This window comes from Algihabitans albus, assembly GCF_003572205.1.
GTDB classification, from domain to species: domain Bacteria; phylum Pseudomonadota; class Alphaproteobacteria; order Kiloniellales; family DSM-21159; genus Algihabitans; species Algihabitans albus.
Window position 1 is genome coordinate 93,259 of the sequence record NZ_QXNY01000003.1, and the last position, 24,971, is coordinate 118,229.

20 protein-coding genes are annotated in these 24,971 nt (G+C 62.8%); 11 read left to right on the forward strand and 9 right to left on the reverse strand.

All coding sequences use genetic code 11. The features are described 5' to 3' along the window. Window positions 1-32 precede the first annotated feature (32 nt). Window positions 33-1,172, reverse strand: a complete 1,140-nt coding sequence (locus tag DBZ32_RS07200) for an NAD(P)/FAD-dependent oxidoreductase (RefSeq protein WP_119166470.1) — start codon at window positions 1,170-1,172, stop codon at window positions 33-35. A gap of 224 nt (window positions 1,173-1,396) precedes the next feature. Here DBZ32_RS07200 and DBZ32_RS07205 point away from each other — a divergent pair, with 224 nt between their 5' ends. The 7 genes from DBZ32_RS07205 to DBZ32_RS07235 are packed head-to-tail and all read left to right on the forward strand — an operon-like array spanning window position 1,397 to window position 9,159. After that, the gene (locus DBZ32_RS07205) at window positions 1,397-2,287 is read left to right on the forward strand and encodes a MurR/RpiR family transcriptional regulator (RefSeq protein ID WP_119166471.1); all 891 of its coding nucleotides are present in this window, start codon (window positions 1,397-1,399) and stop codon (window positions 2,285-2,287) included. A 42-nt stretch (window positions 2,288-2,329) separates the two neighbouring features. Then, on the forward strand, window positions 2,330-3,913 hold the full coding sequence (locus DBZ32_RS07210; RefSeq protein ID WP_119166472.1) for an ABC transporter substrate-binding protein: 1,584 nt from the start codon (window positions 2,330-2,332) through the stop codon (window positions 3,911-3,913). A 39-nt stretch (window positions 3,914-3,952) separates the two neighbouring features. Continuing rightward, window positions 3,953-4,879: an ABC transporter permease gene (locus tag DBZ32_RS07215; RefSeq protein ID WP_119166473.1), complete on the forward strand. Its 927-nt coding sequence runs from the start codon at window positions 3,953-3,955 to the stop codon at window positions 4,877-4,879. Window position 4,880: 1 nt separating this feature from the next. Next, window positions 4,881-5,726, forward strand: a complete 846-nt coding sequence (locus DBZ32_RS07220; RefSeq protein ID WP_119166474.1) for an ABC transporter permease — start codon at window positions 4,881-4,883, stop codon at window positions 5,724-5,726. A 1-nt stretch (window position 5,727) separates the two neighbouring features. Continuing rightward, complete coding sequence (locus DBZ32_RS07225) at window positions 5,728-6,678, forward strand: ABC transporter ATP-binding protein (protein ID WP_119166475.1); 951 nt, start codon at window positions 5,728-5,730, stop codon at window positions 6,676-6,678. A 4-nt stretch (window positions 6,679-6,682) separates the two neighbouring features. Continuing rightward, on the forward strand, window positions 6,683-7,675 hold the full coding sequence (locus DBZ32_RS07230; RefSeq protein ID WP_119166476.1) for an ABC transporter ATP-binding protein: 993 nt from the start codon (window positions 6,683-6,685) through the stop codon (window positions 7,673-7,675). Between the two features lie 8 nt (window positions 7,676-7,683). After that, on the forward strand, window positions 7,684-9,159 hold the full coding sequence (locus DBZ32_RS07235) for a M81 family metallopeptidase (RefSeq protein WP_119166477.1): 1,476 nt from the start codon (window positions 7,684-7,686) through the stop codon (window positions 9,157-9,159). 69 nt (window positions 9,160-9,228) lie between these two features. Here the strand turns inward: DBZ32_RS07235 and DBZ32_RS07240 are convergent, their stop codons facing one another. From DBZ32_RS07240 to DBZ32_RS07275, 8 genes are all read right to left on the reverse strand, one after another. Beyond that, window positions 9,229-10,941 (reverse strand): peptide ABC transporter substrate-binding protein, encoded by a 1,713-nt coding sequence (locus DBZ32_RS07240; RefSeq protein WP_119166478.1) that lies wholly within the window; start codon window positions 10,939-10,941, stop codon window positions 9,229-9,231. A gap of 4 nt (window positions 10,942-10,945) precedes the next feature. After that, window positions 10,946-12,052 (reverse strand): ABC transporter ATP-binding protein, encoded by a 1,107-nt coding sequence (locus DBZ32_RS07245; RefSeq protein WP_119166479.1) that lies wholly within the window; start codon window positions 12,050-12,052, stop codon window positions 10,946-10,948. 18 nt (window positions 12,053-12,070) lie between these two features. After that, the gene (locus tag DBZ32_RS07250) at window positions 12,071-13,069 is read right to left on the reverse strand and encodes an ABC transporter ATP-binding protein (RefSeq protein WP_119166480.1); all 999 of its coding nucleotides are present in this window, start codon (window positions 13,067-13,069) and stop codon (window positions 12,071-12,073) included. Then, on the reverse strand, window positions 13,069-14,049 hold the full coding sequence (locus tag DBZ32_RS07255) for an ABC transporter permease (RefSeq protein ID WP_119166481.1): 981 nt from the start codon (window positions 14,047-14,049) through the stop codon (window positions 13,069-13,071). Before DBZ32_RS07255 ends, DBZ32_RS07250 begins: the two co-directional genes overlap by 1 nt. 15 nt (window positions 14,050-14,064) lie before the next feature. After that, entirely contained in the window at window positions 14,065-15,048 is a 984-nt protein-coding gene (locus DBZ32_RS07260) for an ABC transporter permease (protein ID WP_119166482.1), read from the reverse strand. A gap of 144 nt (window positions 15,049-15,192) precedes the next feature. Beyond that, window positions 15,193-16,800: an ABC transporter substrate-binding protein gene (locus DBZ32_RS07265; protein WP_119166483.1), complete on the reverse strand. Its 1,608-nt coding sequence runs from the start codon at window positions 16,798-16,800 to the stop codon at window positions 15,193-15,195. A 253-nt stretch (window positions 16,801-17,053) separates the two neighbouring features. Next, complete coding sequence (locus DBZ32_RS07270; protein WP_119166990.1) at window positions 17,054-18,295, reverse strand: metal-dependent hydrolase family protein; 1,242 nt, start codon at window positions 18,293-18,295, stop codon at window positions 17,054-17,056. 335 nt (window positions 18,296-18,630) lie between these two features. After that, entirely contained in the window at window positions 18,631-19,305 is a 675-nt protein-coding gene (locus tag DBZ32_RS07275) for a LysE family translocator (RefSeq protein ID WP_119166484.1), read from the reverse strand. 166 nt (window positions 19,306-19,471) lie between these two features. Here DBZ32_RS07275 and DBZ32_RS07280 point away from each other — a divergent pair, with 166 nt between their 5' ends. The 4 genes from DBZ32_RS07280 (at window position 19,472) to DBZ32_RS07295 (ending at window position 24,953) form a co-directional block, all read left to right on the forward strand. Then, complete coding sequence (locus DBZ32_RS07280) at window positions 19,472-20,860, forward strand: aspartate aminotransferase family protein (RefSeq protein WP_119166485.1); 1,389 nt, start codon at window positions 19,472-19,474, stop codon at window positions 20,858-20,860. A 295-nt stretch (window positions 20,861-21,155) separates the two neighbouring features. Beyond that, entirely contained in the window at window positions 21,156-22,256 is a 1,101-nt protein-coding gene (locus DBZ32_RS07285; protein WP_119166486.1) for an ABC transporter ATP-binding protein, read from the forward strand. 151 nt (window positions 22,257-22,407) lie between these two features. Beyond that, a complete protein-coding gene (locus tag DBZ32_RS07290; RefSeq protein ID WP_119166487.1) occupies window positions 22,408-23,502 on the forward strand; it encodes an ABC transporter substrate-binding protein in 1,095 nt (364 codons plus the stop codon). Between the two features lie 167 nt (window positions 23,503-23,669). Continuing rightward, window positions 23,670-24,953 carry an ABC transporter permease gene (locus DBZ32_RS07295; protein ID WP_119166488.1) on the forward strand — a complete coding sequence of 428 codons (1,284 nt, stop codon included), beginning with the start codon at window positions 23,670-23,672 and terminating at the stop codon, window positions 24,951-24,953. The last annotated feature ends 18 nt before the right edge of the window (window positions 24,954-24,971 follow it).

Below are 24,971 nucleotides of genomic sequence, written 5' to 3' on the forward strand. Positions count from 1 at the left end.
CACCGGCGCGCTTCATCGGCGCCAGCCGCGCCTCACACGGAGGGTACGGCGATACCTCCAAAACGAGCGGGGGAAAGGGTGGCCTCCGTGAGTCCGGACTCTCCGAAATCCTGCGGCAATCGCCCAGTGAGCATCAATGTTGCGGCGGCGCGTCCAAGCGCGGGCGACATCATGATCCCGTAGCCGCCCAAGCCGGCCAACCAGAAGAAGGACGGCAAGCCGGCGTCGAAACCTATCGCCGGGACACCGTCGGTGACGAAGGACCTAAGGCCGGCCCAACTGTGTTCTATGCGGTTCAGCTTGACCAGAGTGCAGCGCTCGAGCCAGTCGGCGATCAAAGCGACGTCCAGTTCCTCCGGCTGTACGTCTTGCGGCGTGACAGGAGTCTCATCTCCAAGCGAAGCCATGATCCGCCCCGCTTCCGGTTTCAGATAGGCCTGAGACCCAGCCGCATCGACAGCTGGCATATCTCTCACATCCATGCCCGGCGGTGCATCGACGACGATTGCGGTCCGCCGCTTCGGAACCAAGCCGATAGGAGTTGCACCCGCGAGACTACCGATCTCGTCCGCCCAGGCCCCGGCGGCGTTGACGAGGACTGCGCCGCTCGTGACGGAACTGCCTGCGGTTACGCGCCAATACCCGTTTTGCCAGGACAGAGCCCGTGCCCGCGCATGACAGACCAACGTACCGCCGCGTGCCTTGAAGCCACGCAGATACCCTTGATGCAAGGCGGCGACGTCGATGTCGGTCACACCCGGCTCGAACACAGCGGCGGCGACCAGATCGGGGCGAAGCAGCGGCGCCATCCGGCACGCTTCCGCAGGTGTGACCCGCTCGACCGGCTGGCTGGAAGAGGAGAAGGCGAGCACGGCCTCCAAAGCCGCTTCCTCGCCCGGGCCAGCCACGGTGAGCGCACCGCGCCGGCTCAATAAGGGATGATCCGTGAAACCCGCCGGCGGACGTTTGAAGAATGGCTGACTGATGCGGTTGATACCCCGCACCGTCTCATTACCGTAGTTTGGGGTGAAGAGTGCCGCGGAGCGTCCGGTGCTGTGATAGCCGGGCTGCGCCTCGGCCTCGATCAGCACGACCGTGCCGCTCGCGGCCAACTCGAAAGCGACGGCCGCGCCCGCCATGCCAGCACCGAGAACCGCATAGTCGTAAATCATATGGCGGTTGCCTTTCGCAGTGCTAACCGCTGCCGTCAGTCAACCCTTCACCCAAAGTGTCGATTTTTCAATGCGGTGGGATCGGACTCAGGGAGTGCCGTCGGCGTTCGACTGGTGCGGTCATCAAATAGCGAAGTGTGCGGGCAAGCAATAAATATAAACTTTCTTGACTAAATGTAATATTTATAACATTTCTAAAGCAACCTCAGGAAGGAAGCTGCCGGATGGGCGCATCGGTTCGCGAGCGACTGCTGGAACGCCTCGGGACGGCGTCGAAAGCCGACAAGGCGATTGCCAACTTCATGCTTTCGCAGCTCGCAAACCTGCCCTTTGAGACGGCTGCCAGTCTCGCCGCCAAAGTCGAAGTGAGCGAGCCCACCGTGGGCCGCTTCTGCCGTACCCTCGGCTACAAGAGCTTCAAGGACCTGAAGGAGCATCTGAAGCAGGACATCGGCGAGAAGCCCTGGCTGATCAGCGATCGCCTGCGTGACCTGCGCGACCGGACCAAGGCAGGTGAAGATCAGCTCGCGCGGGGATTGGAGCTGGAGATCGCTGCGCTAGTCGCGATCTATGAACTTGCGCGCACTCCCGAGTGGGAGCGCGTCGTCAAACGTCTCGCGATCCGCCCGATCGTCCACGCCGCCGGGTTTCAGACCGAACGCGGAATGGCACAGATCTTCGTCAATCAATTGCAATATCTGCGCGATGGCGTACGGCTTCTCGATCTTGCCGGCGGCAACTTCGCCGAAATTCTGGCTTCCGATCCTGATCAGTCGTGCCTCGTGATCTTCGAGGCGCGCCGCTACTCGCGGCTGGCCGAGCAATTGGCCATCGAGACCAAGCAAGCCGGTATTCCGACCACCCTCGTCACCGATCCCTTCTGCGACTGGGGCCGCGATCTGGTCGACGAAATGTTCGTGGTGCCGACGGAGTTCAATCAGTTCTGGGACTCCGCTGCGCAGATGGCCAGCCTCGCAAATCTCCTGGTCAACGGGGTCTTCATGGAGCTCGGCCCGAAGGTCGAAGCAAGGATGGAGAAGATTGCCCGGCTCTATAGCGACTTCACCGGATACGTCGGCGACCCACCGCGAAAACCGGGGAGACTCACAGACTGATACGCACTCACAAAAGATAACAATCGAACAGGGATCTTTGTCATGCGCTTCACGACCCAATCACTCCTGCTTGCAGGCTCGATGCTGGTTTCGACCGGCCTCGTCGCGCTTCCGTCCGCTGTCCATGGGCAGGAAGCCACTTTCGTCATGTCAGCCGCCAACGTTGGCACACCAAGCTACGACCCGATCAACAGTACGAAGGTGAACGACGCCATCACCTTGATCTTCGATCGGATGGTGATCCAAGACGCGGACCAGAGCTTTCACGGTCAGCTTGCCACTGAATGGGAATCGACGCCCGACGGCATGTCCTGGACCTTCAAGCTGCGTCCAGGCGTGACCTTCCATGATGGCGAACCTTTCAATGCCGAGACGATCGTCTGGTGGATCCCGCAATTCGCCGGCACCGAAAACGCCTTCATGACGGAGGCGATCGAACGGATCGAAGTGATCGACGATCTGACCGTCCGTTTCGTGATGAAGAACCCGGATCCCAATCTCCTGTCCAACATGTCGACCGGTTTCATGGGCATCCCCTCGCCAAAAGCGTTCGAGGCCATGGGTGACGATTTCGGCGTTACGGGCGCGGTCGGCTCGGGCCCCTACAAACTCGAAGACTTCACCGTCGGCCAGGAAACGGTCCTGGTCGCCAACGAAGACTATGCCTGGGCGTCCGCTCTTTCGGAAAACCAGGGGCCGGCCAAGATAAAGACCCTGACCATCCGCGAAATCGCCGAGGACTCAACAGCGTTTCTGGAACTGAGAACCGGCGGTGTCGACATGCTCCTCAGCGTTCCCACCGACTTCCTGCCGCAGCTCGAAGCCGAAGAAACGGTTGAGGTCGGCACCTTGCCCGGCACCGGTCTCTTTTACATTCCCATGAATACGACCGTCGCTCCTTTCACCGACATCAAGGTCCGCGAGGCAACGGCACTATCGATCAATCAGCAGGAGATTCTCGACAATCTCTTTGGCGGAGTCGGCTCGGTCGCCAACACGTTCCTGATCGACTCGCTGCTGTCGGCGAAGGTCGATCCCGATCTCAAGATCTCCTACGACCCGGACCGCTCGAACGAACTGCTCGATGAAGCGGGCTGGACGCTCGGTTCCGGCGGCATCCGCGAGAAGGACGGAGAAAAGCTTCAGGTCGCCCTCTGGACCCAGAACGGTACGGAGTTCAAGCGGGTGACCGAAGTGGTACAGGCCCAGTTGAAAGCCGTTGGAATCGGCGCCGACATCACCGTCTTCGACAGCGCGACGATCAACGATCAGTACCGCAAGGGGGCCGAGCATCAGCTCGCCGTTCGCTCCTATTCCTGGGCAAATGCCGACATCATCGACTGGTTCTTCAGCGCCAGTCGGCTGGGCTATCCCAACGTTTCCATGTGGAACGATCCCAAAGCGGAAGCCCTGAACGAAGCGGCCATGAAGCAATCGCGCACCTGGGAAGAAAGGGTCGCGAACTTCACGGCCTATCATGAATACGTACTGTCGCAGTTCGTCTTCGCACCGATCTACCAGCCGGTTCAGATCTATGCCTACAACAAGGACACCCTGAGCCTGCCGGAAAGCGTGCGTGGCACACGGCTACAAAGTCAGACAGTGGTCGATATCGCGGTCCAGTAACACACCTCGACTCTTGGCAACCGCAAGGCGGGAACCGGAATGATCAGCTTCTTCCTCAGGCGGCTTCTGCTGCTCATTCCGGTCTTCCTCGCCGTGTCGCTCGTGATCTTCATGATCGTGCACCTGGTGCCTGGGGACCCGATCGACAATCTGGTACAGATCAACTCGACCGCGGAGCAGAAGGCCGCCCTGGCGGCGAAGTACGGACTCGACAAGCCGCTTTATCAGCAATACGGAATCTGGCTCGGCAAGGCGCTGAGCGGCGATCTCGGCGAAGCGATCATCCTGCGTCGTCCGGTCGCCGACCTGATCGCGCAAAATCTGCCGCATTCCCTGGCCCTCGGCGGGCTGGCGCTGTTGTTCTCGACCGTCGTGGGGATTGCGGCGGGTGCCTTGGCGGCGATCTACAAGAATAGCTGGATCGACCGGACCACGATGACCGTGATCCTGCTCGGCTCTACCGTACCCGGCTTCTGGTTGGGTCTCCTGCTGATCATGCTGTTCGCCGTCCAGCTCGGCTGGTTCCCGGTTTCAGGCGCACGAAGTTGGGATGCGCTGGTGTTGCCGGTCCTCACGATCGGGCTTGGCGGCGTGGCGTTGGTGGCGCGCGTCACGCGGGTCGCGATGATGGAGACGGCCCGCCAAGACTTCGTGATGATGCTCCATGCCAAGGGCGTACCCCCTTGGCGGATTGAGCTGCGCCACGTGCTGCGTCACGCGCTCATGCCCGTCGTCACCATCCTCAGTCTGCGGATCGGTTGGATTCTGGGTGGCGCCGTGACGGTTGAATTCGTTTTTGCCCGACCGGGACTCGGCTCTCTCCTGATCACCTCGCTCAATCAGCGCGACTATCCGGTGGTGCAGGGCGCTCTTCTGATGCTCGCCATCGCCGTGATGCTCGGCACGCTGCTGGGCGACGTGATGCAAGCGGCAATGGATCCGCGCGTCCGTGAAAGGATCAAGTGACATGGCTGGATTGACCGCCGTCGCGACGGCGCTTCGTTCTCCGCGCGGGGCCGTTTCCGCCTCGGTCTTGCTGCTGGTGATCGCCTGTGCGCTCTTTGCGCCGCTGATCGCGCCCTACGCCTACGACATCCAGAACCTGCCGGGCTCCAACAGCGGGCCGAATTGGGCGAACTGGATGGGGACGGACGAATTCGGCCGAGATCTGCTCTCGCGCATCGTCTACGGTGCGCGTACGTCACTGACCGTAGCGGTCAGTTCGATTGGCATTTCCGTCGTCGTGGGCATGACTCTCGGCTCGTTGGCCGGATACTTCGGCGGTGCGTTCGACCGGGCGGTGACGGCCGTGGTGGACCTGACCTGGTCGTTTCCCGAGATTTTGATCGCATTGATCCTGATCGCCATCATCGGTCCCGGCCTGCAAAGCACGATGGTTGCCATCAGCATCGCCTACTTGGCGCAGTTCACCCGACTCACGCGTGCGCAGATCATGGCGCTGAAGAACGAGACCTATGTCGAGGCAACCGCCAGTCTGGGAGCCGGTCATGCACACATCATCTTCCGCCACCTTCTGCCGAACGCGCTGACACCGGTCATCGTGGCCGGCATGCTGGCGACCGGTGACGCCATCATCCTCGAAGCCACGCTCGGCTTCTTCGGTCTGGGTGCGCAACCACCAACTCCAAGCTGGGGCGCGATGATGTCGAGTGGAACGGCGCAGATCTTCATCGCGCCCTGGATCATCATCTTCCCCGGCTTGGCCATCGCCATCACCGTGATAGCAATCAACCTCTTCGGCGATGCGCTGATTGAAGCGATGGATATCCGGAGCCGGCTTAGGAGCAATTGAGATGCCGCTACTCTCAGTGCACGAAGTTTCGGTCTCCATTGGCGAACTCGACCCGATCGAGGGCGTATCCTTCGATATCGACAAAGGCGAAATCCTGGGTCTCGTCGGGGAGTCCGGCTCCGGGAAGTCCTTGACGGCAATGTCCGTCATGGGGCTCTTGCCCCGTATAGGTGGCACGATCGTCAAGGGGTCGATCGTCTTCGACGGAACCCAACTCGTCGGCCTGCGCGAAGCCGACCTTCGGCGTCTGCGCGGCCGCCGTATCGCTCTGATCAGCCAGAACCCGATGACCTCGCTCGACCCCATCATCCGAATCGGGGCGCAGATCGACCAGGTGTCCACACTCCATCTGGGTCTCGATGCCCCAGCAGCGAAAGCGCGCAGCATCGATCTGATCAGCCAGTTGCGGATCCCGGAGCCGGAGGCGATTCATGGCGCCTATCCCCATCAGCTTTCGGGCGGCATGAAGCAAAGAATTGTCATAGCCATGGCGCTGGCCGCCGGACCCGATCTGATTATCGCCGATGAGCCGACAACCGCGCTCGACGTGACCATTCAAGCCCAGATCATCCAGATCATGGTCGAACTGGTGCGCGACCGAGGGCTGGCGCTGCTGTTGATCACCCACGACATGGGTGTCGTGGCGCAGGCTTGCGACCGGGTTGTCGTGCTCTACGCCGGCCGTGTCGCCGAGACGAATACGGTCGATGCGATCTTCACCGATCCCAAACACCCCTATACCCGCGAGCTGATCGGCTGCATTCCTCGGCAAGGACAGGCGTCCGGCAGTCTCAAGGGCATCCACGGTGCCGTTCCAAGCATTCTCGACTATCCGGCGGGCTGCCGCTTCAACCCGCGTTGCCTACTGGCAGAAGACCTTTGCCGCACGGCGGTTCCACCGCTGGAACGGAAGACATCAGGTCTTGCCGCCTGCCACCTGAGCGAGGCTTGATCCGATGGAAACTGCCGCCGATAGTCTCGCAACCACCGACAGTCTCGTAACCATCGACAGGCTGGTGCGCGAGTTCTCCTCCGGAGGCGGATTGATGAAGCCTCGGCGGACCATGCGGGCGGTGAACGATGTCTCGCTCGAGGTGCCGCGCGGGCAGGTCACGGGCGTGGTCGGAGAGTCCGGGTGCGGCAAGTCCACCCTGGCCAGACTGGTGCTGCGTCTGATCGATGCGACCAGCGGTACGATCACGTTCGACGGCATCGACATCGCCACCCAGTCACCGGCAGCAATGCGCAAGCTGCGGCGGCGGATGCAAATGGTGTTTCAGGACCCCTACTCCGCCATCGATCCGCGCTACAGCATTCGCCGCGCGCTACTGGAACCGTTTCAGGTACAGGGCGTCCAGCAGAGTGCCGCCGAGGCGGATCGGGCCGTCGAGGAACTGATCTCCATGGTCGGTCTCAGCCCGCGCATGGTCGCAAGCTTTCCGCATCAATTGTCGGGCGGGCAGAAGCAACGGGTGGGGATCGCCCGGGCACTGGCGCTCCGGCCATCGTTCCTCGTACTCGACGAACCGACGGCCTCGCTAGACGTCTCGATCCAGGCACAGATCATCGACTTGCTCGAGGCGCTGAAGGAAAATCTCGGTCTCACCTATCTCTTTATCAGCCATGATCTGAGCCTGGTCCGGTACTTCTGCGACCGAGTCGTCGTCATGTATCTCGGCCGGGTCATGGAGATTTTGCCAGGAGCGACAGCGATACCGCGGCATCACTACGCGCGTGCTCTGCTCGACAGCAACTTCGAGCCTGACCCGGCACGACGCAAGGTGATCACCATGCTTAGCGGGGAAATTCCCAGCCCCTTCGCTGTCATCCCGGGCTGCGCCTTTGCTCCACGCTGCCCGGCGGCGACCGACCTCTGCCGAAACCATCGGCCGCCTTTGACCGACATCGGCGGTGGACACCAGATTTCCTGCCATCATCCGATCGACTGAGCAGACCCATGTCCTTCCGTGTGCTCACGGCCGAGATATCGCATGAGACCAACACTTTTTCAGTTCGTCCGACGGATTCTACCGCCTTCGCGGACCGCTACTATCTGCTGGGCGATGAGGCAATTTCCCAGCGCGGGGATGCCAATACCGAACTCGCGGGCTTTCTCGACGTGGCACGCACCCGCCATTGGCGTGTGATGCATGCCGTCAGTACCTCTGCGCCTCCGGCCGGGCGCGTCACGCGCCGTGCGCTGGTCAAGATCACCGAGCCGCTGCTGGAGCTCGCCCGCGCGCAGCCGTTCGATGGTATTCTTCTAGCACTGCACGGCGCGATGGTGTCGGAGGAGAGCGAGGATGCGGAAGGCGATATTCTGGCTCGGCTCCGTGAGATCGTCGGGTCAGAGATACCGATAGCAATCACTCTCGATCCTCACGCCAATGTGACACGTCGGATGTGCAAACTGGCGGAGATCGTCCTGTCGTACAAAACCTATCCGCATGTCGACATGCGGGACATCGCAACTCAGGCCGGCGAGATTCTACACTCGGCGATGGCTGGCGAGATTTCACCCCGGACTCTGCGCGTCCATCGCCCGATGCTCGAGGAAGTGAACGGCGGGCGAACCGATCGCGGCCCGATGATCGAACGGCTAGAGCGCGCACGCGCCCACGAAACCCATCCCGACGCCTTCGCCGTCAGCATCAATGCCGGCTTCGGCAATGCCGATGTTGCCGAGGTCGGACCTACCGTTCTGGTAACCTATCAGGGCGATGCCGCACCGCATAAGCGACTGGCCGAGGAGATCGCCGACGACATCTGGACCCGACGCGGCGAGGTTCTGAGCAACTTTCTAAGCGTGGACGAAGCTGCCGCCGAATGCCGCGCCCATGACGGCGACGGCGGTCCCGTCGTTCTTGCCGACTATTCGGACAATCCCGGTGGCGGCGCCTATGGCGATGCCACCCTGCTTCTCTCAGCTCTCCTGGAGGCAGGTGCCGAGAATGCCTGTTTCGGGCCAATGGTAGATGGCCAGGCGGTGCGCGACCTGGCCGGCCGAAAGCCAGGCGAGACGGTCACCATCGCGCTCGGCGGCAGAACCGACCCGCGCTATGGCGGCCCTCCTCTCACGGTCACCGGAACGCTCAGGCTCCTCAGCGACGGCAACTATGTGGGCAGCGGGCCGATTCTCCGTGGTCTGAAGCGGAGTTGGGGGCCGACAGCCGTGCTGTCCGTTGCGGGAATCGAGATTCTCATCGTGACCAATGGGTCTCAGATGCTGGATCTCGAGCAGTTCCGGGCCTTTGGGATCGACCCTCTTGCCAAGGCCACGGTGGCGTTGAAGTCGATGCAGCATTTTCGCGCCGCCTTCGAACCGATCGCCGCCCGCGTGATCGTCTGCGACAGCGGCGCGCTCTGCACGCCCAATCTGGCTGCCTTGCCCTACCAAAACGTTCCGAGGCCGGTCTTCCCGCTCGACCGATAGAGCGGAAGGGGTCCGCGAGGCGTGAGTGAGACCGGGAGCGGTCCCGACGTCGCGGCTGAAAACCCAAGCTCACTCGGCGCGGCGCCACTCCTCGACCCACAAGGTGGTGGGGCCCATGTGACCGGTCGGACGCAGCCCCTCCAGCCAAGGCGGCAGGACATAAGGTTGAGCACGCCAATAGAGCGGCAGAGCCGGCAGATCGGTGGCATAAAGCCGCTGCAGCTCGGCCCAGAGTTCCGCCCGCGCCTCACGGTCGAGCTCCACCTCGATCCGGTCGATCAACGCATCCATTTCGGGCGTGCAGTAGCCGGGATAGTTCTGACCGCCCCAGCTGTTCTCCTCCGTCGGGATCTGCTCGCAATGCAGCGTGGTCCGCGGCACATTCTCGGGGCTTGAGAACCAGGCGAACATGGCCAGGCCGCTAAAGCGCCGCTGGCTCACGGTCTGACCGAAGAACACCCGCGCCGGCTCATTGCGAATGGTCAGCTCGACACCGATGTCCTGCAGCTGGCTCTGGATCACCTGCTGTACCAGTTCGCGCGTGCGATCGCCGGCCGTGGTCATGATTTCCAGGCGCAAGGGTTCGCCCGCCGCGTTGCGCCGAACGCCGCTGCCGCCCTCACGAGTCCAGCCCGCCTCTTCGAGCAAGTCGCCGGCCCGCGCAGGATCGAAGGCGTAGGTCGGGACAGCTTCGCTATAGACCCAGTCGAGCGGGCTGACATTGCCGTCGGCCACGGGATTGCGGCCCGCGAAGAGCCGCTCGCTGATGGCGTCGCGGTCGATGCCATGCAGCAGGGCCTGACGAACACGCCGGTCGGCCAGGATCGGGTTGTCGAGCATCAGATCGATGTGCTCGTACACCAGACCCGGCTTGAAAAGCACGTTCCAGTCGTCGCCGTGGCGCTGTTCGAAGGCCAAGGCCTGGTCGACGGTCAGACCCATCGCGCCGGGAACCATGTCGATGGCGCCGGACAGCAGGTTCGCCTCCAGCGCCGGCGTGTTCTCGATCACCCGCACGACGATGCGATCGAAAGCCGGCGGTGCGCCGAACCACGTCTCGTTCGGCTCCAGCGCGACCTCGGCCCCTGGAGTCATCGAGACGACCTTATAGGGCCCAAAAGCCAAGCCGGGATTGGTCGGATCGCTGTCGAAGGCCGTGCGCGTACGATAGCTTGCCGGGTCCGACTCGAAAATCGGCCGCTCAATGTGCGCAGGCAGCACCCGAAAATCGGCGGAGGAGCCGTATTCGAAGGTGACGCGGTCGGCATGGAAGGTGAAGGTCTTGTCGTCGATCACCGTGATGTCGAGGATGCGCCGGTAAAGCTCGAAGTTACTGACACCGGACTGCGGATGCCGGCCGACGTCCCAGGTAAAGAGCACGTCCTCGGTCGTGACCGGAGTGCCGTCGCCCCAGGTCGCCTCGGGATGGATGCTGTAAGTGACTGCGATCCCCTCGCCGCCGTCCGGCGTCGTCTCCAGAACCGCAGATCCCGCTTCCAGGCTCGGAACCTCGGTACAGAGGAAGCAGACCACCTCCCAATCGTGATCGTAGTGGGTGAGCGGACGCAGGGTCATGCCCTGCAGGTAGCTCTTGGCCAGCATCGAATCGATGTTGGGATGCAGCGTCGAAGGGAACTGGGTCACGCCGATGGTCAAGGTCCCCGCCCCACCCGCCGCGCGAGGCGTGCCGGCCGGCAAGGCGCTTAGGGCAAGGAAGGCGAGAAGGAGACCGCAGCGGCGGAGCAGTCGGCCCGGCGTCAGGGCTGTCGGCTCGCGCCCCATGCCCCTAGGTCTCGTCACGATGGGCGTGCAGAGCGCCACTCTCGTCCGGCGGCGGCAGCCGGCCTTCCTCGGCCGCATGGCAGCGCACCTGGCCGCCGGCTGCGAAGTCGAGCGTCTTCGGTGTTTCGCTGCGACAGCGGTCCTCCGCGAAAGGGCAGCGCGGATGGAAGTGACAGCCGCTCGGCGGGTGGATCGGGCTGGGAACCTCGCCAGCCACAGGAATCCGTTGCCGTCCGGTCATCTCCAAGTCGGGGATCGCGTCCAACAGCATGCGCGTGTAGGGATGCTGTGGATTGAAGAAGACGCGATGTGCCTCGCCCCACTCGACCAAACGGCCCAGGTACATGACCCCGACGTAGTCGGAGATGTGATAGACCACCGCCAAGTCGTGGCTGATGAAGAGATAGGTCAGCCCCAGATCCTTCTGGAGCTCCTTCATCAGATTGAGGATCTGCGCCTGTACGGAGACGTCGAGCGCCGAGGTCGGCTCGTCGCAAACCAGGAATTCCGGGTTGGACGCCAGCGCGCGCGCAATGGAGATGCGCTGGCGTTGCCCGCCGGAGAACTCGTGCGGAAACTTCTCGCCGTCACGGGCGGAGAGACGAACCTGTTCCAGAAGCTCGCCGACCCGCCGCCGGATCTGACCGTCATCGCTCATGATGCCATGCGCACGGATCGGCTCCGCGATGATGTCGGCGACCCGCCAGCGCGGATTGAGGCTGGCGAAAGGATCCTGAAAGATCATCTGGAAGCGCTTGCGGACCGGCGCCTGCTGCTTGCGGGTTTTTAGCGAAGCCAGGTCGACGCCTTCGAAATGTACGGTCCCGCGGGTCGGCTGATAGAGCCCGACCACCAAGCGCGCCACCGTCGACTTGCCGCAGCCGGATTCGCCGACCAGACTGAAAGTCTTGCCGCGTGGAATATCGAAGGAGACGCCATCAACCGCCTTCAGGATCGAGCGGGGCTCGTTCTCCAGAACGCGATTGAGCCAAGGCGGCGAAACGTCGAAGTAGCGAGCCAGGTCCTGCACCTGGAGCAGTGGTTGCTCACCCGCGCCTGACTGGGTCTGAGTCCCAGCCTTTTCCCGGACATCTTCGGCAATTTGCGACATCAGATCCTCCGGCCCACTCTATTCGGCCGCTTTCTTCGCGCCTTCGTCGAACAGCCAACAGGCGACTTGGGTGCGGTCCACGGAGATCAGCTCCGGCCGTTCCACGCGGCAACGGTCGTGGACGTTCGGACAGCGCGGGTTAAAAGCGCAGCCTTGCGGAATTTCGGTCAAACGCGGCATCGACCCCTCGATCTGAGTCAGCCGCTCCGTGTCGTGCCCGATCATCGGAATCGAGCCCATCAGGCCGTGGGTGTAGGGGTGTTTGGCGTTCTGTACCACATCGCGGACCGGACCGATCTCCGCGATTCGACCGGCGTACATCACCGCCACCCGATCCGCCGTTTCGGCGATCACGCCCATGTCGTGGGTGATCAGCATCACGGCCGCCCCATGCTCCTTACACATCCGCTTGAGGAGCTTGATGATCTGAGCCTGGATCGATACGTCGAGCGCGGTGGTCGGCTCGTCGGCGATCACCAGCTTCGGGTTGACGCAAAGTGCCAAGGCAATGACGACACGCTGGCGCATGCCGCCGGAGAACTGGTGCGGATACTGATCGATGCGGCGTTCCGGGGCCGGAATGCCGACCTCGGACAGCAAGTCGATGGCCTGCTTGCGCGCCGCATCCTCGGAGATGTTTCGATGCGTCTGGATCGTCTCGACGAGCTGCCGGCCGACCGTGTAGAGCGGGTTGAGACTGGTCAGCGGATCCTGGAAGACCATGCCGATTTCGCGGCCGCGGATCTGGCGCATCTCTCGGTAGGACAGATTGTCGATCCGCCGCCCCTTCAGCAGCACCTCACCGGCCGCGATGCGGCCCGGCGGCTCCAACAGCCCGATCACGGCCGAGCCGGTGAGCGACTTGCCGGCGCCGGACTCGCCGACGACACCCAGCACCTCGCCCTCCTTGATGTCGAAGGACACACCATTCACGGCCACCAGTGTCCCGCGGCGCGTCGGAAACTCGACCCGCAGGTCACGGACTTCCAGGAGAGGGGTTCGATCCAAATCCGACATCAGCGCAACTTCGGGTTCAGGGCGTCGCGCAACCAATCGCCCAGTAGGTTGACGGCCAGGACCAGGATGACCAGCGCCACTCCAGGGAAGATGGTCATCCACCACTCGCCGGAAAAGAGATACTCCTGGCCGATCCGGATCAGCGTACCGAGCGACGGCTCGGACGAGGGAATGCCGACGCCGAGAAACGAGAGCGTCGCTTCCGTCAAAACGGCCAGCGCCAGCGAAAGAGTCCCGATCACCAGCACCGGCCCCATGACGTTGGGCAGCACATGGCGCACCATGATCAGCGCCGGATGGATGCCGATCACCTTGGCAGCCTGCACGTACTCGCGGTTCTTCTCGACCAGGGTGGAGCCGCGGACCGTGCGGGCGAAGTTGACCCAGAGAGACGAGGCGATCGCCAGAATCAGTACTGGATAGGTCAACTCCTCGGCGGTGTTGCGCGGCAGCACCGAGCCGACGATGCCGTCCACCAGCAGCGCGATCAGAATCGCCGGAAAGGTTAACTGAATATCGGCGAAGCGCATGATCACACTGTCGACGCGCCCACCCACGTAGCCGGAAATCAAGCCCAGGATCGTGCCGATGATGGCCGCCAGCACCACGGAGGCGAAGCCGATCACCAGAGAGGCCTGCATGCCGAACATGATGCCCGACAGCATGTCCCGGCCCTGATCGTCGGTTCCAAGGGGAAAACTCGCGTCGCCGCCGGAAGACCAGGCCGGCGGCTTGAAGGCGTCCATCAAATTGAGGCTTGCCATGTTGGTGGTGTCGTGAGGCGCGACCCAGGGAGCGAGGAAAGCCCCCAGGAACAACAGCACCGTTACGGCGAAGGCGACGATCGTGAGCGGCGACCGTTTGAAGGAGTAGAAAACATCCGAATCGAGAAACCGGTGCCAACCGTCGGCGATCTTGCCGGCAAGGGTGAGCTGCGGTGCTGCACCTGCGCCACCTGGCTCTCGTGCCACTTCGGCCATGCCGTTACGCCTCCCCTAATGCCCGCCGCCGCCGCGCTCGACGCGCAGCCGCGGGTCGACCACGTAGTAAAGCAGGTCGACGATCAGATTGATGACGACGAAGAACAGCGCAATCAGCACCAGGTAGCTGCTCATCACCGGAATGTCGGCGAACTGGATTGCCTGAATAATCAGAAGGCCCATGCCCGGCCAGGCAAAGACCGTCTCGGTAATGATCGAAAACGCCAGGAGCGAGCCGATCTGCAGCCCGATGATGGTGATCACCGGAACCAGCGTGTTCTTGAGGGCATGGCCGAAGTTGATCGCCCGGTTCGACAGCCCCCGCGCCCGCGCGAACTTAATGTAGTCGGTGCGCAGAACCTCCAGCATCTCGGCGCGAACCAGACGCATGATCAGCGTCAGCTGGAACAGCGCCAGGGTAATCGCCGGAAGCACCAGGGAGCGCCAGCCCTGCAGGGTGAGGAAGGAGGTTTCCCACCAGCCGAGGTCGATCGTTCCGCCGCGCCCGAAGGTCGGCAACCAGGCCAGCCAAACCCCGAAGATCAGGATCAGAAGGATACCGATCAGGAAGGTCGGCAGAGAGATTCCGATCAGCGATACCGTCAGAAAGACCTTGGATATCGGTGAATTGCGGTTAAGCCCCGTATAGACCCCCATCGGCACACCGACCACCAAGGCAATGATCGCGGAGACCAAGACGAGTTCGATGGTCGCCGGCAGACGTTGGGCGATGATGTCTTCGACAGGGATGCCAAGGCGGTATGACAGACCGAATTGAAACTGCGCCGCGTTACCGACGAAGTTGACGAACTGGATCGGGATGGGATCGTTGAGGCCGAGCCGTTCGCGCAAAGCCTCGCGCTGCTCTTGCGTCGCGTCCTGACCAACCATGTTGTTGATCGGATCGCCGACGAACTGGAACAGCGAGAAAGATACGAAGGCGACGACCAGCATGACCAGGACGGCCTGGAACAAACGCTGGATGACGAAGGCGAACATCTGCCACGAAGCTCCCTGACGTTCATCCTTAGTCTGCCCGAGCGGTCTGATGCCGCCCTTTTGCCGCGCAGCCTAACAGGATGCGAAAAAACAACGGCGGCCCGGAGGGTCTCTCTCCGGGCCGCCGCCCCGCGCCCGAAGGCGTTACTGCATCACGACGTAGCGCAGGTCCACGTCGTTGAAGGGACGCTGGATGATCTCGGCCACGGTGTCCGTCCGCACGCCCCAGGCCAAGGCCTGCTGGTGCAGCGGAACGTGACCGACATCATCCTGATGGATCTGGAAGGCCTCGGTGATCAAAGCCTGGCGGGCTTCCGGATCCATCTCCGTCTTGATCCGCTCGGCCAGATCCATGACCTGCTGATTGTTGTAGCGACCGCTGTTCCAGTCACCGTGACCCGGCGCGCCGGTGGTCATGAGCTGCATCAGCGGGTTCAGCGAGTCGTAGGAGCCCGGCGTCCAACCCAGCATGAAGAAGCTGGTGTTGTTTTCCTCGGCCCGGCCGATCTTGTTGAAGTGCAGGGATTTGGTCTGCGCGTTCAGGCTGACGTTGATTCCGATCCGCTCGAGCATCGGGATCACGGCGTTGCAGATGGCCTCGTCATTGACGTAGCGATCGTTCGGGCAATCGAGAGTGACCGGGAAACCGTCGGCGAAGCCCGCTTCCTCGAGCAGTTCCCGCGACCTGTCGGGATTGTACTCGTAGGGGGTATTGAGATCCTCGACGAAGCCGTTGATGCCCGGCGCAACCATGAGGCCGGTCGGCGTGGAAGCGCCGCGCATCACGACGCGCTGGATCGCCTGCAGGTCAATGGCATGGGCGAAGGCCGCGCGAACCCGCTGGTCCTTGAAGGGGTTCTGGCCGGTGCCCGGCATGTCGAGCAGCTCATCGCGCCACTGATCGAAGCCGAGGAAGATGGTCCGAAGCTCGGGTCCCTCGAGAACGTCCACGTCCGCCTCGTTCTGGAGACGGGGAATATCCTGCAACGGCACCGGATACATCATGTCGATCTCGCCGGACAGCAGCGCCGCCACGCGCGTGGCGTCGTTGGGGATCGGCGTCAGAACGGCACGGTCGATGTTGGACATCATGCCGTCAGCGTTCCAGTAACCCTCGAAAGGCTCGAGAACCAGCCGGTTGTCCTGAACCCACTCGACCACGCGGTAGGGGCCGGTCCCATTGGCGTTGACGTTCGGAAAGTTCGTCTGGCCGGCACCGCGCACAACCTCGAAGGAGTTGTTCTCCTCAACCCACTCCTTATCCATGATGTAGAAGTTGGGCATGTTGAGCAGCAGGATCGGGTCCGGACCGTTAGTGACGATCTCCACCGTATAGTCGTCGACCTTCCGCACCTCCTCGATCGTGGCGATCGCGAAGGACATATCGGAGGTTTCCTGCGACTGGCGTTCGAAAGAATAGACCACGTCGTCGGCGGTGAAGGGATTGCCGTTGTGGAAGGTGACGCCCTCGCGCAAAGCGAAGCGCCAGGTCACGTCATCGACGTTTTCCCAACTGACCGCCAAGTCGGGCTCCAACGAGAGGTCCGGCTTCCGATGGATCAGCAGGCCGTAGATGTTGCCCTTCATGGTGTTGGTCGGACCCTCGTTGTTCGAATGGGGGTCCAGACCCAAGACATCGCCCGTGGTGGCGTAGCGGAACACCTTCTCCTGCGCCTGCGCGTCTTGCGTCGGCGACAATGTGAGAGCCGCAACGGCAGCCACAGCAGCGACCAGTCCCAGACGGTATCGCATAGCTGTCTCCCTGTAACTCAATCCCTGCGCAGTCCGACGGCACCTGGCCATTGACCGCTTTCATGATCCCTTCTTAATCCCGCTTCGGTAAGCGGACGCGGATCCGAGCAATCAGAACCGAACCTCTTGCCGACGGGCGAAACGGTGAGGGTTGCCCGTTTCACTGAGCCGTAACCTATGCCCCCTTTGGGCGACGGAACAAGCGGAAATCACCGTCCGCCGACCCCGAACGGGCGTCTTCGTATCCCATCTATCACAGTGTATTTTTGTAAATCTCGCCAGCCTTGACGATCAGCGGCATGTGCCGTCCCTGATCCTGCAGCAATTCCAAATCGGCCAAGGGATTGCCGTCGATCAGCAGCAGATCGGCATAGGCTCCGGGCGCGACGCAACCGAGCTTCCCGGTGCGATTCATCAACTCAGCATTGCCGCTGGTGGCCTGCCGCAGGACCTCCAGGGGCGACAGGACCTCGGCGCGGATGAGAAACTCGCGCGATTGGTGGCGATGCATCTCGCCCAGCAGGTCGCTGCCGAAGCCCATCTTGACGCCGGCCGCCTTCAAGATCTCCAACGCCTCCAGGCCGGTCGTACGCACATCGGCAACCTTGGCGATGCTGACCGCCGGCAGGCCAAGGGCGCTGCCTTCCTCGGCCAGCGCATCGTAGGTCGCCAAGGTCGGCACCACCCAGGCGTCGCGATCCCGGCACAGCGCCGCGGTCTCCGCATCGATCAGATTCCCGTGCTCGATCGACTTGACACCCAATTCGACACAGCGCCGGATCGCTTCCGGCGTGTAGGCGTGCGCCATCACGTAGGTCTTCCAGCTTTCGGCCTCCCAAACGGCCGCCGCGATCTCTTCCTCCGAGTACTGCAGATTCCAGATCGGATCGGCCGGGCTGGCGACACCGCCGGAGGCCATGATCTTGATCTGGGTCGCGCCCTTGCGCAGTTCCTCACGCGCCGCGCGGCGCACCTCCGTGACGCCATCGGCGATCACGCCCATGACATTGCCGTGCTGCCCGCAGAGACAGAAGGCAGGGTGTTCGGCGGCGCGCTCGCGGAAGTCGGCATGACCGCCGGTTTGCGTCAGCGCCTTGCCGGAGTAATAGAGCCGCGGTCCCTCGATCAAGCCGGTCTCGACCGCAAGCGCCAAGCCGAAGTCGGCGCCGCCGGCATCGCGCACCGTGGTAAAGCCCCGCCGCAAGGCGGCCTCCAAAAACCCGCGCGCGTACTGGCCGATGTGGTAGGCGCTCATGGTCTCCAGGCGCGCGATATTCGGATCGGCCGCGACCGCGTGGAAATGAGCGTCGATCAGGCCCGGCATCAGGACGCGACCGCCGGCGTCGATCCGCGTCACCTCGGCGGATCCGGTTCCGATCGCGCCCTCCGCCACCTCCTTGACCATGCCGTCTTCCACCAGCACGGCGGCACCCTCCCGCAGCTCAGGCTCGAAGCCATCGAACAACAGGGTGTTTTCAATCAAAAGCAATGTCATAGGAGCCTTCATCGACAGCATACGGGACTGTGTCCATACCAACGGTATCGGCCACGGGAGTCAAACCCTGGAGGAGACCTGTAAAGCGGACGGGCCTGCCCCAGCCAAACCATCATCGAGGCCGGTATGCGTTTGCTCCTGCGGACCTCCCGAAAGTCCAGCGGGTCCACGCGCAGAAGCTTGCCCCGGGAAGCGCGCCGGCCGGGATTCTGATCCAGACGGTATACCTCGCGTCGCTCGACGTGCCGGTCGAACTGGGGTCGCTTGCCGTCATCCCAAGGGAACGCTTTCACGCGCCGAAACGGTGGCGGCCGACCGAAACCGAGGCGTCTGGATCAGAAGACCTGGAACAGCGCGAGCACCCCGACCGTGGCAACAATCAGCCCAAGCACACGGTTGACCTGGACGATGATATTGCCCGAGACGTTACGCCGCACCGCGCTGGACGCGGCGATCAAGGTCAGCCACCAGAGGGTCGAACCAGCCGCGACACCAAGCACAAGCGTCGTTCCCTTGGCCCAGGTTTCGGCTTCGCCGGACGGCCCGAGCACGCCAAGGCCGGCGAAAGCGCCCATGAATCCCAGGAAGGTAGCCGGATTGATGATCGTCAGCCCGAACCCGCTGAAGACCATGCCGAGACGATTCAGCAGGCCGGCCAGCGACCAGGGGCTGAGGTCGGCCTCCTCCTGCTCGGTCAAAGCCTGCCGGCCCAACAGCTTCGGCGCGTGAATGATCATGTAGAGGCCGTAGCCGAGCAGAAAGACGCCACCGACCAGACTCAGTTCGCCGTGATGGTCTTCGAGCCATTTGATGACGAGTGACAGCCCCAGGGCGGCGATCGCCGCAAAAACACCATCGGCAATGGCCGAGCCGAGGCCGCAAAGCAAGGCTTCGAAGCGATGCCCGTGCAGGGATCGGCGGATGCAGATCGCGCCGACGGCACCGACCGGCGCGGCTACGACAAAGCCGATCGCGATCGCCTGAAGCAAAAGATAGAAGTTGGAAATCATATCGAGAGGGCTGTCCGGCGGCGGCGGCAGCTTGTCCTAACGTCGCGGCGCGAGCGATCCAAGCACTTTCCTGCCCTTGCTGCCGGGTGGAAGAGAGCGATAGGCTACCGTATAAATATTAGACGACCGTCAACAGGCAGTGCCGAATCTAGGAGTTACCTTCGCTATGGTCGATCGTCCCAACTCGCCATCCTTCCGTGACGTGGCGGTCAACTTCCACCCCTACACCAATGCCCGCAAGCATGAGGACAAGGGTGCGATGGTGATCCGCGAGGGTAAGGGCATCCACGTCTACGACGATGCCGGCAAGGAGTATATCGAGGGTTTGGCCGGCCTCTGGTCGGTCGCAGTCGGCTTCGGCGAGGACCGTCTGATCGAGGCGGCACGCGCCCAAATGGCCAAGCTGCCCTATTACCACTCCTTCGCGCACAAGAGCCACGAGCCTTCCATCGAGCTCTCCGAGCGCCTGCTGGCCATGGCGCCGGGCAAGATGTCCAAGGTCTTCTATACCAGCTCGGGGTCGGAGGCGAACGACACAGCCATCAAGCTGGTCTGGTACTACAACAACGCGCTCGGACGGCCGGAAAAGAAGAAGATCATTGGGCGGATCAAGGGCTACCACGGCATCACCATCGCCTCGGGCAGCCTGACCGGACTGCCCTACAACCACAAAGACTTCGACCTGCCGATCAAGAACATCCTGCACACCGCCTGTCCGCACCACTGGCGGTTCGGCTGGGAGGGCGAGAGCGAGGAAGAGTTCGCGTCTCGCTTGGCCGGCGAGTTGGAACAGATGATCCTGTCCGAAGGCCCGGAAACCGTCGCCGCCTTTATCGGCGAGCCGGTAATGGGAGCCGGCGGCGTGATCACGCCGCCCAAGAGCTATTGGCAGAAGATTCAAACCGTCTGCCGGAAGTACGACGTTCTGATCATCGCCGACGAGGTCATCAACGGCTTTGGCCGCACCGGGCAACTCTGGGGCTCGACGACCTATGGTATCGAGCCGGACATGGTGGTCTGCTCCAAGCAGCTCACCTCCAGCTACATGCCGCTGGCCGCCCTGCTCTTCTCCGACAAGATCTATCAGGCGGTCGCTGACAATACGGCGAAGATCGGCACCTTCGGACACGGTTACACCGCCAGCGGCCATCCGGTAGCGACCGCAGTCGCGCTGGAGAACCTGAAGATCATCGAAGAGCGGGATCTGGTCGGCAACGCGGCACGCATGGGCGAGCGGCTCCAGACTGGGCTGCGCCGCTTCGCCGACCATCCGCTGGTTGGCGAGGTGCGCGGCATCGGTCTGATCGGCTGCATCGAACTGGTGGCGGACAAGGCCGGTAAACACCCGTTCGACCCCGTCGGCGCGGTCGGCACCTACTGCTACGAGCGCTGCCAGGAGCATGGCCTGATCATCCGCAATCTTGGCGACCAGATGGCCTTCTGCCCACCGATGATCATCGACGAAACGGGAATCGACAAGTTGCTCGAGCGCTTCGGCCGGGCACTGGACGAAACCGAGAGTTGGGCTGGAAGTCAGCATCTCGCGGCGGAGTAAAGGTCCCGTCGATGCCCCTTACGTGCATCGACGGCCCGCGTTGCAACTGACTGGAAAGAGGTTGGCGGATGCCGTCGTCACGAACGTGTGACCGGGCATTTCCGCCGTGGCTTGAGCGATCTTCCCGGGATCAGCGCTTTCCGCAGCGCAAAAAACCTCTCGAATTCCAAGGGCGCTTTGTCTAGCATTCGCCAGTTGAAACCGCGCACCAACGACGCGGCTCGTTAAAAGCTATCGAACAGGTTAGGCGGGCCCGGATCGCAATGACGCGAACGAAGGGGGCCAAGTACCAGGCATGATCGATCGAGGCGACGTACTCGTCGAGTTCATCGAGGTTCAGAAGAGCTACGACGGCGAAACGCTGGTCGTGAAGAATCTGAACATCGAGATCGCGCGCGGCGAATTCTTGACCATGCTCGGCCCCTCCGGCTCGGGCAAGACGACGTCGTTGATGATGCTGGCCGGATTCGAGGCACCGACGCACGGGGAAATCCGGCTTGGCAGCCGGTCTCTCGCGAACGTTCCGCCTCACAAGCGCGACATCGGCATGGTGTTCCAGAACTACGCCCTCTTCCCGCATATGACGGTGGCCGAGAACCTTGCCTTCCCTTTGCAGGTCCGCAAGGTCTCCAAAGCCGAGACGGAAAAGCGGGTGGAGCGCGCGCTCGAGATGGTGCAGCTCGACGGCTACGAAACGCGCAGACCGGCCCAGCTCTCTGGCGGCCAACAGCAACGGGTCGCGCTGGCTCGCGCTCTGGTTTTCGAGCCGACTCTGGTTCTGATGGACGAACCGCTGGGCGCGCTCGACAAGCAGCTGCGCGAGCAGATGCAGTTCGAGATCAAGCATATTCACGACAGTCTCGGCGTCACCGTGGTCTACGTGACCCACGACCAGTCCGAGGCCCTGACCATGTCCAACCGCATCGCGGTCTTCAACGACGGCATCATCCAGCAGCTCGATACTCCGGCCGACCTCTATGAGCGGCCGCAGAACGCGTTCGTTGCCCAGTTTATCGGCGAAAACAATACGTTGCACGGCACGGTCAGCAAGCTCAACGGGTCCAATGCCTGCACGGTCACCCTCGACAACGGCAGCGGCGAGGTACAAGCCTTGCCCGTCAACTTGCTGAGCGGGCAAGGCTCCAAGACGACCCTGTCGCTGCGTCCCGAGCGCGTCATGATCGACCCTGCGCCGGGCAGCCTCCCCAATATCTTCGCTGGTCGTGTCGAGGAACTGATCTACCTCGGCGATCACATTCGCACACGCGTGAGCGTGTGCGGCAGCGACGAGTTCGTCGTGAAGGTGCCCAACGCGCAAGGACACGCCCACCTGCGCGAGGGCGTCGACGTAAGCGTCGGTTGGGAGATTGAAGATTGCCGAGCCCTGGACGCGTGAGCGGCTCCGGCATGGCGAATTCGCCTGCGCCCAACAACCGGGTGCAGCGTTGCGGACCGGCGGACGCCGGTTCGACTGGGCGCGGACCGATAAGGGCCCGCCAAGACGCCGGCACAGCCGGCATCAGTAACAAGCAGGGAGTGTTCCATCGATGAAACACATGCTTCGCACCACCACGGCGGCTCTCGCCGTGGTCGCGGTGACAGGCTTCGCAGCCGGAGCCGCCAAGGCCGACCCTCTGACAGTCGTCTCCTGGGGCGGTGCCTATACCAAGAGTCAGGTAGAGGCCTATCACAAGCCCTTCACGGAGCAGACCGGGATCGAGATCGTCTCGGCGGACTACAACGGCGGCCTGGCCGAAGTGAAGGCGCAGGTCGAGGCCGGAAACGTCACCTGGGATCTGGTCGACGTCGAGCTGTCGGACGCCGTCCGCGGCTGCGACGAGGGCCTGCTTGAACCACTCGACCACGCGATGCTTCCGCCGGCGCCGGACGGCACGGCGGCCGCCGACGACTTCCTCGAGGGAACGCTGCACGACTGCGCAGTCGCGACCATCGTGTGGTCGACGATCTATGCCTACGATACGACTAAGTTCTCCGATGCGGCGCCCAGCTCGATGGCCGACTTCTTCGATCTGGAGGGCTTCCCGGGCAAGCGCGGCATGCGCAGAACCCCCAAGGCCAACCTCGAGTTCGCCCTGATCGCCGACGGCGTACCGGCAGGCGAGGTCTACGAGGTGCTTTCGACCCCCGAAGGCGTCGACCGTGCCTTCGCCAAGCTCGATACCATCAAGGACGAGGTGATCTGGTGGGAAGCCGGGGCCCAGCCGCCGCAGATGCTGGCCGACGGTGAGGTAGCGATGACCACCGCCTACAACGGACGTGTCTTCAACGCCATTGCGGCCGAAGGCAAGCCTTTCGAGATCGTCTGGGACGGCCAGGTTTGGGACCTCGATCTCTGGGTGATCCCGCGCGGCGCACCGAACAAGGAAACCGCGTTGGAGTTCATCAAGTTCTCCACCGATACCCAGCGCCTGGCTGATCAGGCGTCTTGGATCTCCTACGGTCCGGCACGCAAGTCTTCGGTACCGCTGATCGGCACCCATGCCGAAGCCGGTGTCGAAATGGGCCCGCACATGCCGACAGCTCCGGAGAACTTCGGAAACGCGCTGCAGAACGATTTCCTGTTCTGGGCCGACTACCAGGACGAATTGAACGAGCGTTTCAACGCCTGGCTCGTCAACTAGGACAGGCCGTCGCGACCGTCGGTGCGCGGGGCCGGCCAGCAGGTCGGCCCCGTCCCTGGCGCGCTAGCCGTAAAGCAACGGATTATGAGACACTGTCGCGGCGCCCCAGAAGAATCGTCTGGAGACTCGCGGGCCGCGTCGGTCTTTAGGAAGCGGAGACAGGCTTCATGGCGCAGATCGCCATTGGAGACGCAGGCAAGCCCGAGCGGCTGACCACGGCCGACGGCACGCCGCTGAAGCAAGCGCTCGGCCGCGTCGAGTTTCGCGCCAAAACCCGTGCCTTCCTGCTGGTCGCTCCGCTCCTGGTTTTCCTCTCCATCACCTTCCTTTTTCCAATCGGGCAAATGCTGTTCCGCAGCCTGCACGACCCGCTGGTGTCGGGGGTGCTACCGAACACCTTGGCTACGCTGGAAGACTGGAGCGCCGAGGATGGCTTGCCGCCGGAAGAGGCATTTGCTGCCTTGGCCCAGGAACTGGCACTCGCTCGGGAGAATCGCTTCAGCGGCGACCTCGGCCGCGTCGCCACCCGCCTGAATTATGAGAAACCGGGTATTCGCTCGGCCGTGACCCGAACCGCCCGCTCGGCGGCGCGCATGGAAGCGCCCTTCAAGGAGGCGATGATCGAGGCCGACGCGGATTGGGGCAAGCTGGAGAGCTGGGCAACCATCCAGCGGCTCGGCAATGTCTACAACGCCGTGCAGTATCTGGCGGCCGTCGACCGCCGCTATAACGAGTTCGGCGACATCGTGATGCAGGCGGAGCAGCGCCAGATCTACGTCCAGCTGTTCGGCCGTACGCTCTGGATGTCGCTGCTGGTGACGTCGATGGCGCTGCTGCTCGGGTTTCCGATATCCTATCTGCTGGCGACGCAGCCGACACGGGTCAGCAATGTGCTGATGATTCTCGTGCTGCTGCCTTTCTGGACGTCGCTGCTGGTCCGCACGACCTCCTGGATCGTCCTGCTGCAGTCGGAGGGCGTTCTCAACGACATCCTGGTCTGGATCGGATTGGTCGGCGACAACGATAGAATTCAGATGATCTACAACCAGACAGGCACGGTGATCGCCATGACGCAGATCCTGCTGCCCTTCATGGTGCTGCCGCTCTTTTCCGTCATGAAGACCATTTCGCCGAGCCATATGCGAGCCGCGCAGTCATTGGGCGCGCCGCGTTTCCAGGCCTTCTGGAAGGTCTATGCGCCACAAACGCTGCCCGGCGTGGGGGCCGGCTGCCTGCTCGTCTTCATCCTGGCGATCGGCTACTACATCACGCCGGCCCTGGTCGGCGGGCAGGACGGTCAGATGATTTCCAACTTCATCGCCTTCCATATGCAGTCGTCGCTCAACTGGGGCCTGGCTGCGGCGCTGGGCGGCATTCTTCTGGCCGGCGTGCTGGCGCTTTACTGGCTCTACAACAAGCTGGTAGGCGTCGAACGCCTGACCCTGGGCTGAGCGGACGGAACTAGGACA